Origin of the sequence: Methylobacterium sp. Leaf112 (assembly GCF_001423295.1) — a bacterium.
GTDB lineage: Bacteria > Pseudomonadota > Alphaproteobacteria > Rhizobiales > Beijerinckiaceae > Methylobacterium.
This window is the reverse complement of record NZ_LMNG01000007.1, coordinates 1-13557: the sequence shown is the minus strand read 5'-3', so window position 1 is coordinate 13557 and position 13557 is coordinate 1. Positions and strand designations below refer to the sequence as shown.

At 68.1% G+C, this 13557-nt stretch carries 9 protein-coding genes, 2 tRNA genes and 3 pseudogenes; 8 read left to right on the top strand and 6 right to left on the bottom strand.

Features of this window, described 5'->3' with window-relative positions; all coding sequences use genetic code 11:
* Positions 1-129 precede the first annotated feature (129 nt).
* The 8 genes and pseudogenes from recJ (at position 130) to ASF52_RS04975 (ending at position 9124) form a co-directional block, all read left to right on the top strand.
* Complete coding sequence (gene recJ / locus ASF52_RS05010) at positions 130-1812, top strand: single-stranded-DNA-specific exonuclease RecJ (RefSeq protein WP_244473700.1); 1683 nt, start codon at positions 130-132, stop codon at positions 1810-1812.
* Between the two features lie 69 nt (positions 1813-1881).
* Positions 1882-1965: transfer RNA gene (locus tag ASF52_RS05005), tRNA-Tyr, on the top strand.
* Positions 1966-2042: 77 nt separating this feature from the next.
* A tRNA-Gly gene (locus tag ASF52_RS05000) sits at positions 2043-2116 on the top strand.
* A gap of 371 nt (positions 2117-2487) precedes the next feature.
* A complete protein-coding gene (locus ASF52_RS04995; protein ID WP_056168649.1) occupies positions 2488-4452 on the top strand; it encodes an alpha/beta hydrolase domain-containing protein in 1965 nt (654 codons plus the stop codon).
* A 489-nt stretch (positions 4453-4941) separates the two neighbouring features.
* The gene (locus ASF52_RS04990) at positions 4942-5193 is read left to right on the top strand and encodes a hypothetical protein (RefSeq protein ID WP_244473694.1); all 252 of its coding nucleotides are present in this window, start codon (positions 4942-4944) and stop codon (positions 5191-5193) included.
* 3 nt (positions 5194-5196) lie between these two features.
* Positions 5197-5855: pseudogene (locus ASF52_RS04985) on the top strand (SOS response-associated peptidase).
* A gap of 309 nt (positions 5856-6164) precedes the next feature.
* Complete coding sequence (locus ASF52_RS04980) at positions 6165-7418, top strand: glutamate carboxypeptidase (RefSeq protein ID WP_056168817.1); 1254 nt, start codon at positions 6165-6167, stop codon at positions 7416-7418.
* A 269-nt stretch (positions 7419-7687) separates the two neighbouring features.
* Positions 7688-9124: an 8'-apo-carotenoid 13,14-cleaving dioxygenase gene (locus tag ASF52_RS04975; protein WP_056168647.1), complete on the top strand. Its 1437-nt coding sequence runs from the start codon at positions 7688-7690 to the stop codon at positions 9122-9124.
* 19 nt (positions 9125-9143) lie between these two features.
* On the opposite strand, the gene ASF52_RS04970 is transcribed toward ASF52_RS04975, so the two are convergent.
* The 6 genes and pseudogenes from ASF52_RS04970 to ASF52_RS22850 all read right to left on the bottom strand — a co-directional run.
* Entirely contained in the window at positions 9144-10619 is a 1476-nt protein-coding gene (locus ASF52_RS04970; RefSeq protein WP_056168645.1) for a protein adenylyltransferase SelO, read from the bottom strand.
* 165 nt (positions 10620-10784) lie between these two features.
* Positions 10785-11018: a hypothetical protein gene (locus ASF52_RS04965; protein ID WP_056168643.1), complete on the bottom strand. Its 234-nt coding sequence runs from the start codon at positions 11016-11018 to the stop codon at positions 10785-10787.
* Positions 11019-11265: 247 nt separating this feature from the next.
* Positions 11266-11433, bottom strand: a pseudogene (locus ASF52_RS04960) (integrase core domain-containing protein); the annotation flags it as partial.
* A gap of 209 nt (positions 11434-11642) precedes the next feature.
* Entirely contained in the window at positions 11643-11789 is a 147-nt protein-coding gene (locus ASF52_RS22430) for a hypothetical protein (protein ID WP_156629969.1), read from the bottom strand.
* 27 nt (positions 11790-11816) lie between these two features.
* Positions 11817-12800, bottom strand: coding sequence for a type VI immunity family protein (locus tag ASF52_RS04955; RefSeq protein WP_056168641.1), 984 nt, complete (start codon positions 12798-12800; stop codon positions 11817-11819).
* Positions 12797-13557: pseudogene (locus ASF52_RS22850) on the bottom strand (hypothetical protein); the annotation flags it as partial. The gene ASF52_RS04955 and the pseudogene ASF52_RS22850, both read right to left, overlap by 4 nt.

Below are 13557 nucleotides of genomic sequence, written 5' to 3'. Positions count from 1 at the left end.
GGGCTGGAGTAGGGTCGCCCCGTGTCAGCTGAGATCCCCCGCGCCTTCCTCGACGTCACCCGCTCGGTCCTCGGACGGCCGTGGCACGACCGCTGCGCCGATCCGGTGCTCCAGGCCTACGCCGCCACCATGACCCAGGCCCACGGCCTGCCGGACCTCCTCGCACGGGTGCTGTCGGGGCGCGGCATCCGCCCGGCGGAGTCGGACGCGCATCTCAACCCGCGCCTGCGCGACCTGATGCCGGATCCGGACTGCCTCGTGGACATGGCGGCCGCGACGGACCGCCTCGCCCAAGCCGTCTCGACCCGCGAGACCGTGGCGATCTTTGGCGATTACGACGTCGATGGCGCCGCCAGCGCCGCGCTCCTGGCCGCCTATCTACGCGGCTTCGGCCTCGAGGTCCGCATCCACATCCCCGACCGCATCACCGAGGGCTACGGGCCGAACGCCGCCGCCGTCACCGCCCTGTGGGAGGCCGGCGCCACCCTCCTCGTCTGCGTCGATTGCGGCACCAGCGGCCACGCCCCCCTGGAGGCGGCACGCGCCCTCGGCCTCGACGTCATCGTCCTCGACCATCACGGCGCGCCCGAGACCCTGCCGCCCGCCCGTGCCGTGGTGAACCCCAACCGCCTCGACGACCTGTCGGGTCTCGGCCACCTCTGCGCGGCGGGCGTGGTGTTCCTCGCCCTGGTGGCCCTGAACCGGCGCCTGCGCCGGGACGGCGTGGCGGACCTCCCCGACCTCGCCGCCGCCCTCGATCTCGTGGCGCTGGCCACGGTCGCCGACGTGGTGCCCCTGACGGGCCTCAACCGCGCCTTCGTGGTGCAGGGCTTGAAGGTGATGCGCGGACGCGGACGCATCGGCCTCGCCGCCCTTCTGGACGCCGCCGCGTTGAGCGAAGCGCCGGAAGCCTGGCACCTCGGCTACCTTGTCGGTCCGCGCATCAACGCCGGCGGTCGCATTGGAGATGCGGGCCTCGGCGCCCGCCTGCTCACCACCCACGACGCGGCGGAAGCCACCGGTATCGCCGCCGAACTCGACCGTCTCAACCGCGAGCGCCAGGCCATCGAGGCCCAGGCCGTGGCGGCGGCCGAAGCCGACATGGACCACGCGCTCACGGGCGACCCTGAGCGCCCGGTCCTGGTGGCGGCCTCGGCAGAATGGCATCCGGGCGTCGTCGGCCTCATCGCCGCACGCCTCAAGGAACGCTTCGGCCGCCCGGCCTTCGCCTTCGCGCTCCGGCCCGACGGCACCGCCACGGGCTCGGGCCGCTCCATCCCCGGCGCCGACCTCGGCCGGGCCGTGCGCGCGGCGGTGGATGCGGGCCTCGCCCTCAAGGGCGGCGGCCACGCCATGGCGGCCGGCGTCACCCTGGCGGGGCCGGACACGGCAGCGTTCGCGGCCTACCTCGGGTCGGATCTGGCGCAAGCCGTCGGCGCGGCCCGTGCCGTCGAGGCGCTCCTCCTCGATGGCACCGTGAGCGCGGGCGGAGCCACGGCCGAAATGGTCCGCCTGCTCCAGCGCGCCGGCCCGTTCGGTTCGGGCGCGCCCGAACCGATCTTCGCCCTGCCGCGCCACCGCATCGTCGACGCCGGCATCGTCGGCAACGGCCACGTCCGGGCGCGCCTGCGCAGCCGCGACGGTCAGGCCGTGGGCGCCATCTGCTTCCGCGCGGCACAGGGCCCCCTCGGTCAGGCCATCCTCGCCGGTATCGGTCGTGAATTCCACGTCGCCGGAACCCTGGCGGTGGACACCTGGCGTGGGGCCGACCGTGCCCAGGTCCGGATTTGCGACCTCGCGCCGATCGATTGAGCGATCCCCGTTGACACCCGCGCGGGGCCTCATCATAAGGACCCGCGCGCTGCCCACGGGCAGCGGTTTGGGGGAATGTCCCGAGCGGCAAAGGGGGCGGACTGTAAATCCGCTGCGTAAGCTTCGTAGGTTCGAGTCCTACTTCCCCCACCAAACGTCTGACGAGACCGCGAGCGACGTTTCCGGCTCCCTGTCTCGAACTTCGGTGATCGTGTCGGACGATCGTCGATGCGGGTGTAGCTCAATGGTAGAGCAGCAGCCTTCCAAGCTGAATACCCGGGTTCGATTCCCGGTACCCGCTCCACTCCCTTCGCGTTTGACACCAATCACTTAGCCCACTGGGCATCCCCGTTCGCGGGACTATCTCACAGGCCCAGCTCACATAGCCGTGATGTTTCGGGACTTGAGACGGGGAGGAGACGCGGCGCAGAGCGCACCCGACGACGATCTGCGCCGAGGCACCTGGCGAAATCCGGGTTTCGGCTTTCTACGGCAGCTCTGTGGGCGAAATGGAAGCCCCTCAGGTCGCTCGTCTTCGGCAGCGGCAGCCCAGAGCGCGCTCAACGCCCATGAACAGTCGGAGGCGCATCTCACCTCACCGTGCCCCTCGACGCCGTAGCCGGGCCGTGGTTCCTAAGGGAACCGGCCGTCGTAGAGCTGGGCTCGGGAGGGGACATGCTGATTGGCCGCGTCATCGCCGCCACGCTCGGCTGCGCGCTTTGGATTGCGCCCGCGCAGGCACGCATCGTCGGCATCGACATCACCACGGTCGAACCATTCGCCGAGGGAACGGAATTCGGAACCGCCGGCGCCTACGAGCGTCTCGTCGGGACCGCCCGAGGCGAACTCGACCCGGCAGATCCATCGAACGCCGGCATCGTCGACATCGCGCTCGCGCCGCGGAACGCCCGAGGAATTGTCGAGTACAGAACCGACATCTTCATCCTGCGTCCCAAGGATCCCGCCCGCGGCAGCGGCACGCTGCTGTTCGAGGTGCTGAACCGCGGCCGCAAGTTCCTGTTCAATTGGGTCCTGGATGCCCCCGCCCAGGCGGTGCAGGCCGTCAACGATCCACGCACCGCCGCCGATGCGGGGACCGGCCTGGTTCTCCGGCGGGGCGATACCATCGTCTGGTCCGGCTGGGAGGCGGACGCCCTGCGCCAGCAAGGCGGCATGGCCATCGACGTCCCCGTCGCCACGCGCAACGGCAAACCCATCGTCGAGACCGTCCGCGACGAGCTCGTCAGCGCGACGCGCGGGCCGGCCGAGGCCCCGTTCTACCTCACGTTCAGGACGGACAGCTCGGACAAGACGCACGCGCAGCTCACCGTCCGCCGCCGGGAGAGCGATCCGCCCCGACCGGTGCCGGCCGAGGCCTGGCACTACGTCACGCCGCGTCAGCTCGAGCTACTTCCGAAGGGTACGAAGCCGCTCCCGGGATCCATCTACCAGTTCACCTACACGGCCACGGAACCGAAGGTGCTCGGCATCGGCTTCGCCGCCACCCGCGACGTGGTCGCCTACCTGCGCGGCGCCCCCGACGGCGGAGTTGCCACGGCCGCCGGCGCGATCCGCCACGCCGTCGCCCTCGGCGTTTCGCAGAGCGGGCGCTACCTGCGCGATTTCATCCATCAAGGCTTCAACCGCGACGAGGCCGGCCGCCGGGTCTTCGACGGCGTGCTGTCGCACATCGCGGGAGTCGGCGGCATCTTTCTCAATGCCCGCTTCGGCCAGCCCTCGCGCACCAACACGCAACACGAGGACCACTTCTACCCGGAGAACGCCTTCCCGTTCTCCGCCGCCCAGCAGCACGACCCTGTCACGGGACGAACCGGCGCGCTCCCACGCGGCGACGGCTTCGATCCCCTCCTGATCGAGGTGAACACCGGCACCGAGTACTGGCAAAAGGGTGCCTCGCTGCTGACGACAGATCCCCTCGGCCGCACCGACGTACCCCTGCCGGACACGGCGCGTGCCTTTCTGGTCTCGAGCGGCTTTCATTACGGCCGCGCCGGTCTGGCCTCGACCAAGGGAGCGTGCACCAACCCGCGCAGCACCCTCAACCCGGCCCCGGCGGTCCGAGCGCTCCTCGTAGCCCTCGAGGACTGGGTCACGTCCGGCAAGACCCCGCCGGACAGCCGCGTCCCTCGTTTGTCGGACGGCACCCTGGTCGAGGCCGCCGGCATCGGCTTTCCGTTCCTCGTCGGAGTGCCGGTTCCGACGGCGCCGAACGCCCTCGCGCGGTTCGACACCTATGTCGATCCGCGGCCCGAGAGCGGGCCGCAGTACCGGCCCCTCGTCCCGCGCGTCGATGCGGACGGAAACGATGTGGCAGGCATCCGCCTTCCCGCCGTGGCGGCGCCGCGCGCGACCTTTACGGGCTGGAACCTCTATGCCGATCCGTTTCCAGCGGGTGTCCTCTGTGACCGCGAAGGCAGCCAGCTCCCCTTCGCACGCACCCGGGCGGAGCGGGTGGCGGCCGGGGATCCGCGCACCTCGATCGAAGAGCGCTACGCCGATCCGGACGCCTACGTCGCGGCCGTCACGAAATCCGTCAACGCCCTCGTCTCGGATCGCCTCTTGCTTCGAGAGGACGGCGATCGCCTGATCGCAGCGGCACGGCAGGAAGCCGTGCCCTAGCCGGTCGAGGCCGAGCCCCACTGCAGCGGTGGCGGCCCGCAGAGCTCGCCACGACTGAACGGTCGGGCAGATCTCGACTTGGTTGAGGCCGGCCATTCTCAGGCTGGAACGGCAGGCTTCCAGGCTTGCCACCGCCCCAAGAGGGTTGACCTCCCAGCCTTCGACCGAGTCGTCGATCCGCCTGAACTAGGCGCCGGGGAAGGTCTTTCCGATAGCCAGTGGCGGAAAACCAACCCGCATTTCGGGCACGGACTTCATCGTCGTTGTATGGGAGCAGATGACTCTGGACCGCGTTGGACTCGGCACACCGATATCTGAGGCAGCCGATGTATCCGAACCGATTGGTAGAGACGGAAGCGGTTCTCGCCCGAACCGATCGAGCGTGGCGCTCGGAGGTGACGCGCCTTTACGGTCCCGACGGCGTTCTCCGCTTCGGCTACAGGCGTGAAGGCCGCGGCGAGGATGGAACAGCCGTCCGACATGCTTACGATGCACGTTGCCAAGCTGTCGCCCTGTGGCGTCACGAGCGCCGGCCTACGGCCTGAAACTTCGGCCGAAGCAATGCCGATGTGGATTGTTTCCGTCTTGAGCCTGTGGGCTGCGTATTGGGCTGCGATGTTCGCACAGATCGCTCATCTGCGGGCCATCGACGACGGCGTCGGCGCTGTCGTCTTCTCGTGGATCTCTCGCGCCTTCCTGGCCGTCGGCTTCGGCTTGTTCGTTGTGGCGAAGAGCGGATAAGCGATGTGCAACCTCTACAGCCTGGTGACGCCACAGGCCGAGACACGGGCCTCCTTCGGCGTCTCGGTCGATCGCACCGGCAACCTGCCGGCCATGCCGGGGATCTTCCCCGATCAGCGCGCGCCCATCGTACGGGTGCGGGAGGACGGCACGCGCGTGATGGAGATGTTCCGACTGAGGCATCCCGGGGCCGAAGCAGTTCGGCGAGCATCCCGTGACCAACGTGCGCAACGTGAAGAGTCCGCACTGGCGCCCCTGGCTGAAAGCCCGAGTTCCGCTGCCTCATGCCGGTCTCGTCCTTCAGCGAGTACGCCGACACTAACCCGAAGAAGACCCCGACCTGGTTCGCCCTCGACGGCGCGCGCCCGCTGTTCGCCTTCGCGGGTATCCGGCGCCCCTGGACCGGTGTGCGCGGCACGAAAGCGGAAAACCCCGACCGGATCGAGGAAGACCACCGCCTGTTCTCGTTCCTCACCTGCGAGCCGAACGGCGTCGTCGGCCCCGTCCACCCCAAGGCCATGCCGGTGCTGCTGACGACGCCGGAGGAGTGGAGCACGTGGCTCGCCGCCCCCACGGAGATCGCCCTGGAGCTTCAGCGCCCTCTGCCGGATGCCGAGATGCGGATCGTAGCGCAGGGCGCGCGGCGGGATCCGGCGGAGTGATCCGGCAGGGGCACCTTCGACACTCCGAAGGGCCTGTTTTCGATCCAGGCTGAACTCCATCGAAGCTGTTTCGACAAGCGTCCGCTCGCAGAGAATGAGTGGTATCCATTCGAGAACGTGTCCGCCGACCGCAGCACCGCCGACCGCCGTCTCGAATGGGCAGCCGCACGTGTAAGCCGCACGATCCGGGCGCCGAATTGCGACCTCGGCATTTTGGGGGCACTGGTACGTAAGGCCTCGGAAATCCGTAACCGGCGCGTTCAGTGAAACGTGAATCGCTGCGTCGACGCGCCAATCATCAGGACCGTCATGCGCGCAACCGTCTCTTCATTCGCACTGGCGTTGTTGATCGCCCTGGCGTCCGTCCCGGCCCTGTCTGCGCCGGACGATGCCGTTCTTGCAGTGGCCAAAGCCCAGGACGGTCCGTATCGCGAGACCTTGAAGGGGTTGGTCGACGTCGATTCCGGAACCGGCGACGTGTCCGGCCTCTCCAAGGTGGAGGGGATCCTGACGGCGCGTCTCGAAGCGTTGGGCCTCTCGGTCGACACCCGAGCCGCCCCCGTGTTCGGCGGTAATACCCTGATCGGCACGAGATCGGGCAAGGGCACGCGCAGGATCATGCTGCTGGTGCACTACGACACCGTGTTCGGCACCGGTGACGCCGCCAAGCGCCCCTATACGGAGCGCGACGGCCGCGCGTATGGTCCCGGCGTCGCCGATGCGAAGGGCGGCATCGCAATGATTCTGCATGTCCTCGCCGGACTGGAAGCGCTGCGTTTCGATGGGTACGGCACCCTCACGGTGGTGCTCAACCCCGACGAGGAACGCGGCTCACGCGGGTCGCGCGACGAAATCACGAAAATCGCCCGTGATCAGGACGTGGTTCTGTCCTTCGAACCGTCGTTCGCCGAGGCCGGCGTCGACGCCGTCACCGTGGCGACCAAGGGCATCAACTACGCGAGCCTCACCGTGAAAGGTCGCGCCGCCCATGCCGGCGGGGCGCCGGAAGCGGGCCGCAACGCGGTCGTCGAGCTCGCCCACCAGATCCTCCAGCTTCAGGATCTCGGCGACCCGGCGAAGGGGACCAGCCTGCACTGGACCGTGTTTCATGGCGGTACCAAGCCGAACATCATCCCGGAGGAGGCGAAGGCGGAGGGCGACATGCGCTACTTCGTACCAAGCGAGTACGACCGGGTGCTGACGACGGCACGCAGGATCATCGGCGCCCACCGCGTTCCCGACACGCAGGTCACCTTCGATCTCGCCAAAGGCCGCCCACCGCTGCCCCGAAACCCGGCGACCCAGGCGCTCGGCGAACGCGCGCGGACCATCTACGCAGAATTGGGCGCCGATCTTTCCCTCGCCGAGATCGGTGGCGGTACCGATGCGGGCTATGCTTTCCAGCTCGATAGCCCGACAAAACCCGCCATCATCGAGTCGCTCGGCATCGTCGGCGGGCACTATCACAGCGCCGATGAATTCGCGGTCCTCGCCAGCATCACGCCGCGGCTCTACCTCGCGACCCGCCTCCTGATGCAGGTTTCAAAGGACGCTGGCCGTTAATCTGGGATGTCGCGATCGAAGGGCTCACCGGCTCAGCGCAAAGGCGATCGAGGTTCACGGAGGAGCGAGCTCGTTGGCAGAGGGGCCTTGGCGCGAGGCCCTCGGCGGGACCAAGCCCTGGTATGCAGCATCCTACATTCGGACAGGCGTCATCGTCCTGCAAGGTGCGGTGACGAGGGGAGCATGATCGGAACGACGGCGACGGCTGTTGCCGCGACGACCACAGCTGGCCATTTCGGTCCGAACGCATCTCCCCGAGACCGCAACCGATGCCGAATCCTGTCGAGTCGATCCTGCGCACCGCCGCCGAGGGCCTCGTCGCGCTGGTGGCAGCCTGCAACCGGCTCCGTCTGCCGGGAACGCAGCACCCGTTCGTGGTCGGCGTCCACACGCCGATGCGTGAGGAACTGACGCTGCTGGATCTACCCGTGACCGGAACGATCCCGGCAGGGCTCGACGGGCGCTACCTCAAGATGGGTGCCAACCCAGCCCGCCCGACGACGCGCGGCCACGACTGGTTCCTGGGCGACGGCATGGTGCACGGCTTGTGCATCGAGGGCGGCAAGGCGCTGTGGTACCGAAACCGATGGATCGGTTCGCGCGCGGCGTCCGCAGCGCTCGGCCGGCCCGCTGCTCCAGGGCCGCGCCGTGGCGACGACACCGTCAACACCAACGTCGTCGAGATCGGCGGCCGCGCCTTCGCCGTGGTGGAGGCCGGCAGCTACCCCGTTGCGCTATCCGATGACCTTGAGACGCAGCGCTACGATCCGTTCGACGGTACGCTCATCGGCTCCTTCAGCGGTCACCCGCACCGCGACCCGGAGACTGGAGAGCTCCACGCAATCGCCTATGACGGCCGCGTCTGGGACAGCGTGCGCCACGTCGTCCTCTCGCCCGGCGGCCGGGTCGTGCGCGACGTGTCGATCCCGGTCGACCACGGCCCGTGCATCCACGACTGCGCGATCACGGCGCGCTTCGTGGTCGTGCTGGACCTGCCCGTCACCTTCTCCATGCGGGCGGTGCTGGCCGGGCACCGCTTCCCGTTCCGCTGGAACCCCGCCCACCGCGCCCGCGTCGGCCTGCTCCCTCGCCACAGCACCGCCGCCGACATCGTCTGGTGCGCGGTCTCGCCGTGTTTCGTCTTCCACGTCGCCAATGCCTACGACGACGACGACGGGCGGGTGGTCCTCGACGTCGTCGCTTACGACAGGGTGTTCGACTCGGCCGGCGGCGGCCTCGACGCGCCGGGCCGGCTAGAGCGCTGGACCGCCGACCCCGCGACGGGGCGGGTCGACCGGCGGGTGATCGACCCCGCGGCGCAGGAGTTCCCCCGGATCGACGAACGCCGCTTCGGGCGGCCCCACCGGTACGTCTATACGGGTTCAGTCCCGGCCGACGGCAACACGCAGCTCGTTGGCGCGACGCAGATCTACAAGCACGACTTGGCGACAGGGGAGCGGCGCGTGCACGAGTTCGGCGCCGACCGCGTCCCGGGGGAGTTCGTGTTCGTTCCGGCGAGGCCGGAGGCCGCCGCGGACGAGGGCTGGCTCGTTGGCCTCGTCATCGACACGGCGCGCGACATGACGGACTTCACCGTCCTCGATGCGCGCGCGTTCGAGGCACCGCCCGTCGCCACGGTCCACCTCGGGCACCGGATCCCGCCGGGCTTCCACGGGAACTGGTTTCCGAGTCCGAGGGCCGGATGATTCGGACGGCGGCGCGCGGTCACGTCCCGCAGAACGTACGGTAGTCCGCGCCGCCGCCCTCGGGGGCGTCGGCGTAGCGGGCGTGGGCAGGCTGGTCGTCGTAGGGCCGCGCCAGCACCGCCGACAGCTCCTCGAACGGGCCGAAGTCGTCGTGCTCGACCGCAGCCGCGACCATCGCCTCGACGTTGTGGTTGCGTGGGATGAAGGCCGGATTGACCGCGCGCATCGCCGTCGCCGTCGCTGCGGGGGCTCGTCCTTCCGCCGCCAGCCGGCCCCGCCAGCGCACCGCCCAGGCGTCGTACGCGGTCGGGTCGACGAACAGGTCGCGCACTCCGGCGTCCGCTTCCGGTCGCTCGGCCGCGTCGCACAAGCGGCGGAAGGTCAGGGTGAAGTCCGCTCGGTTCGCCGCCATCCGCTCCAGCAGATCGTCCGTGAGGGCGGTGTCGCCGTCCCGGTCCCCGGACAGTCCGAGCTTGCGGGCGAGACCCCCGTGATAAGCGGCCTCGAAGCGCGGGCCGAACCCACCCAGCGCCGCCTCGGCCGCCTCCACCGCCGCCGCCTCGTCATCGGCGAGGAGCGGCAGCAAGGTCTCGGCCAGGCGGGTCAGGTTCCACAGGGCGATCCCCGGCTGCTGGCCGTAGGCGTAGCGCCCATGCGCATCGATCGAGCTGAAGCGCGTGCGCGGGTCGTAGGCGTCGAGGAAGGCGCAGGGGCCGTAGTCGATGGTCTCGCCGGCCACCGACATGTTGTCGGTGTTCATCACCCCATGGACGAAGCCGACCAGGAGCCACGCCGCCACGAGGTCCGCTTGGCGGGCGACGACGCCGTCGAGCAGCGCCCGATAGGGGTGCCCCGCGGAGGACGCCTCTGGATAGTGCCGGGCAAGGGCGTGGTCGGCGAGCGCCCGCACCGCCTCCGTGTCGCCGCGGGCGGCGAAGTATTGGAAGGTGCCGACCCGGATGTGGCTGGCCGCCACGCGGGCGAGCACCGCCCCGGGCAGCCGGGTCTCGCGCACGACGCGCTCACCGGTGGCGACCGCCGCCAGCGCCCGGGTGGTGGGGATCCCGAGCGCAGCCATGGCCTCGCTCACGAGGTACTCGCGCAACACCGGCCCGAGCGCCGCCCGCCCGTCGCCGCGGCGGGAGAACGGGGTCTGGCCGGCACCCTTGAGCTGGATGTCGCGGCGGCGCCCGTCACGGTCGACGACCTCGCCGAGCAGGACGGCGCGCCCATCGCCGAGCTGCGGCACGAAGTTGCCGAACTGGTGCCCGGCATAGGCCGTCGCGATCGGGGCGGCGCCCTCCGGGACGCTGTTTCCGGCAAGCATCGCCACCCCGTCGGGACCCGCGAGCCAATCCGGATCGATGCCGAGGTTCGCCGCCAGCGCGCGGTTCAAGTGGATCAGGCGCGGGGCCGCGACGGGCGTCGGGGCACGGCGGGCGAAGCAGCGGTCCGGCAAGCGGACGTAGCTGTTGTCGAACGGGATCGCAGTCATGGTCGGGAGTTATGGGCGACCACGTCGACGGACAAGCGTCTTCCGCCGTTCTTTGGGACGTCGTGCAGGACACAAAAACGCAGCCGCGACGCCAAACGGCGGGACTTTCGCCCCGCCGTTACGCTGTGATCGAAGTGTTCCAGAATCACGAGGCACGAGGCTGCTTCAGCGGGCCGAGGCGTCAGCGACGACGCGCCGGGCCGTCGGCGCCCGCGGGGTCAGCGAGGGCGTGGTCGTCAGCTCGGAAGCCGGCCGCACCGCGGCGGTGGCACGCGCCTGCTCACGGTAGAGCGTCGGGGTGATGTTGATGCGCTCGTCGGCCATCGCGGTGCCCGCCAGAGTCACGGGCGCCAGAGTGACGGACACGAAGGCAGCAAGGACGAAGGTACGAACGGTCATGATGTCGATTCCTCTAGTGGTCCGGGGCCTGCCCCGGTTCGTGAGAGGAATATGCTTCGCACTGCACCATCATTCAAACAGATGAGATCGATAACTGTTATCGATAAAATCAATGATTGGGGATGCATGATCGGAATACGAAATCGCCGTTCGCGACATTCGAAACGAAGAACGGCGAGGCTTTCGCCCCACCCTCGCGCCAGGTTGGAATGGTGGTGGGCACGCTGGCCTCGCATCACATGGGCAATCGAGCGAAGTTGTAGGCATTCAGAAAGGCGGCGAAGTGGTCCCGCAGCTGATCGTGGCTGTCGAAGTGGCAGTGCTTGACCGTCGCTTCCTTGAGGGTTCGGTTCATGCGCTCGACCTGGCCACTGGTCCACGCGTGATTTGGCTTCGTGAGCCGATGTTCGATGTTGTGCGCCCGGCCGATCCGATCGAAGCGGTTGGCGCGGTAAAGAGCGGTCGGGCCGCGACGGTTCCTGGGCAGCTCGGCCAACTGGATGCCGTTGTCGTCAGGAGCGCGTTTGATGCCCTCCCCCAGCTCCTGAGTGAGGGCAGAGTTGGAGACCGGCCCCGAGCCATAGACCGAGATCGTCCCCAGCGTGGTCGAGGGCGGACCGTCGCTCATAGCGCCGTCTCATGGGGCCTCGCGCTGGCCTCCAGGATCGACAGCGACAGGCGCTCGGCCCAGGGGAAGCCGGCGCGCCAAGTGAGGAACACCCGGCCGCCCTCCAGCGGGCGATTCGTGGTCCAGGGATCGGGACGCGACATCCTCTGTCCCTCGCGCCCGTTCGACCGTCAGTCGAAACGGCGGACCCACTTTAGCGTCTCTTCGAGATCGTCCTTCTCTTCTGGAACCTCGATGATGCTTCTGCGGTAGCCTTCGAAACGGATGGGTTTGATGATTCGGGCGGCATCCCGATAGGCCTGCGGGATGCCGCCGATGCCGTTGCTGTCCACGACCGGCGCCTGCCCGGCCCGGATCAGCACACCGCCCGCATAGGGCACCAAGGTCAACTCGGGGGTGAGCTGGCTTCGGATCGCGTCCTCGCCGCCGAGCCGGGCGATGTTGGCGTCCCCCAGCAACGTGAGCCAGTTCGAGGCGCGAGGCACCTCGTAGCCGCCGAACCGCGTCCCGGAGAAGTAACCACCCATGTTGTCGTACTCGAGAGCGGGATAACGCTGCATCAACGGATAATACAGGACCTTACCAACCGTCTCGCGGCCAGGTTCTGTCAGCACGCCTAGCCCGCCAGAGCCATGCACGGCGCCGAGACGCTCGGACCAGCGGCGGACTAGGTCCACGCAGCGATCGGGATTGTCCAGAATGAACGCCGGCGGGACGTGGATCTTGACCCCAGACAGGTGCCGCTGCGAGTTGTCTCTCTCAAACCCGAAAGCTATCAACAGCCACAATGAGGGATCGTCGTTGTCCATCGCATTGACTCCCTTGAGGAAGCAATACATCTCGCTTTCCTCATTTTTCGAAATTTCTTCGTAGTACTCGACAGCCTCATTAACATTGAAGGACCGGAGCTGACGCTCGCCGGGCGTCTGATAGTGTGTGATCCGATCGGCGAAGAGGTCGCAGTATTCCTCGACGACGGCCAGAAGCTGCCGTCGCTTCTGGGTCGTCCATCCGTCCAGGAAGTAAATCGAGAGAAGCCCACCGACCCTTGAGACGATATCGCTGTATCGTGGGTCTCGGTACACCAGCTCCGTCTCGATCGTCGTCGGGGTGCGCCGGCTCTGCCAGGCGATGTAGCTCGGTACAGCTGTCATGACGCAGAGCTTCCTTTGTTGCAGTCGCAATCTTTCGCAACATCGATCTCTTTCACCTTGACCGGTTTCCGGCCAGGCTGGCTTTGGTCCTCCGCGATTTCTTCATACGCGCCTCCACGTTGAGCGTTTGTTTTACCGTCAACACCACCCCCAGCCTTCGGGAACTTCATTTCCCAAAGCTCTGAAAGCGCGCCGTCCTGCCACCACGACACGTCAGGCCGAGGAGCCCCGCGCACCACTGGAGCCGTCGAGGGCATGCCCGGCTTGGTCCGGCTCTCCACCGGAGCATACTTGCTATCCGGCTCTTCCCCCTTCTTGTAACTCACTTCCGGCCGAGGCCCATCCGCCGTTTCACTCATCGGTCGCCGCGGGCCGCCCGCAGGATGCTGGCCGCTGCCGGGATCATAGTAGCGCTTGCGCAGTTTCTCCGCGACGCAGGCTTGGTAGGTTACATGACTACCCCTATCATTGAGGCACTCGCAGGCAATCTCGCACAATTCCTTCTTGTTGGTCTTGCCCGTCACCCGAACCGTTTCGGTCTTCGCTACCGCCTTCGTCTTTTCTTTCTTCTCTGCCTCCGTTTTGGTCTTGGCGTGCGCCATCCTCTCGCCGCGGAACCAGTCCTGGATTCGGTCCTTGTCGACGCCTTGCGCCTCCAATTGCCGTGCCTTGGCGAACAGGCTCGTCTCGAAATCGTCTCGAGGAACCTCGTCGAACCACGGCATCGCCGTCGGCGACGAGTCCAGGATCGCCGTCG

Excerpts from the sequence above, each read along its gene's own strand:
- recJ (WP_244473700.1), top strand. The coding sequence starts at position 130 with ATGACCCAGGCCCACGGCCTGCCGGACCTCCTCGCACGGGTGCTGTCG.
- ASF52_RS04970 (WP_056168645.1), bottom strand. The coding sequence starts at position 10,619 with ATGACTGCGATCCCGTTCGACAACAGCTACGTCCGCTTGCCGGACCGC.
- ASF52_RS04980 (WP_056168817.1), top strand. The coding sequence starts at position 6,165 with ATGCGCGCAACCGTCTCTTCATTCGCACTGGCGTTGTTGATCGCCCTG.
- ASF52_RS04955 (WP_056168641.1), bottom strand. The coding sequence starts at position 12,800 with ATGACAGCTGTACCGAGCTACATCGCCTGGCAGAGCCGGCGCACCCCG.
- ASF52_RS04965 (WP_056168643.1), bottom strand. The coding sequence starts at position 11,018 with ATGACCGTTCGTACCTTCGTCCTTGCTGCCTTCGTGTCCGTCACTCTG.
- ASF52_RS04995 (WP_056168649.1), top strand. The coding sequence starts at position 2,488 with ATGCTGATTGGCCGCGTCATCGCCGCCACGCTCGGCTGCGCGCTTTGG.
- ASF52_RS04975 (WP_056168647.1), top strand. The coding sequence starts at position 7,688 with ATGCCGAATCCTGTCGAGTCGATCCTGCGCACCGCCGCCGAGGGCCTC.
- ASF52_RS04990 (WP_244473694.1), top strand. The coding sequence starts at position 4,942 with ATGCACGTTGCCAAGCTGTCGCCCTGTGGCGTCACGAGCGCCGGCCTA.
- ASF52_RS22430 (WP_156629969.1), bottom strand. The coding sequence starts at position 11,789 with ATGTCGCGTCCCGATCCCTGGACCACGAATCGCCCGCTGGAGGGCGGC.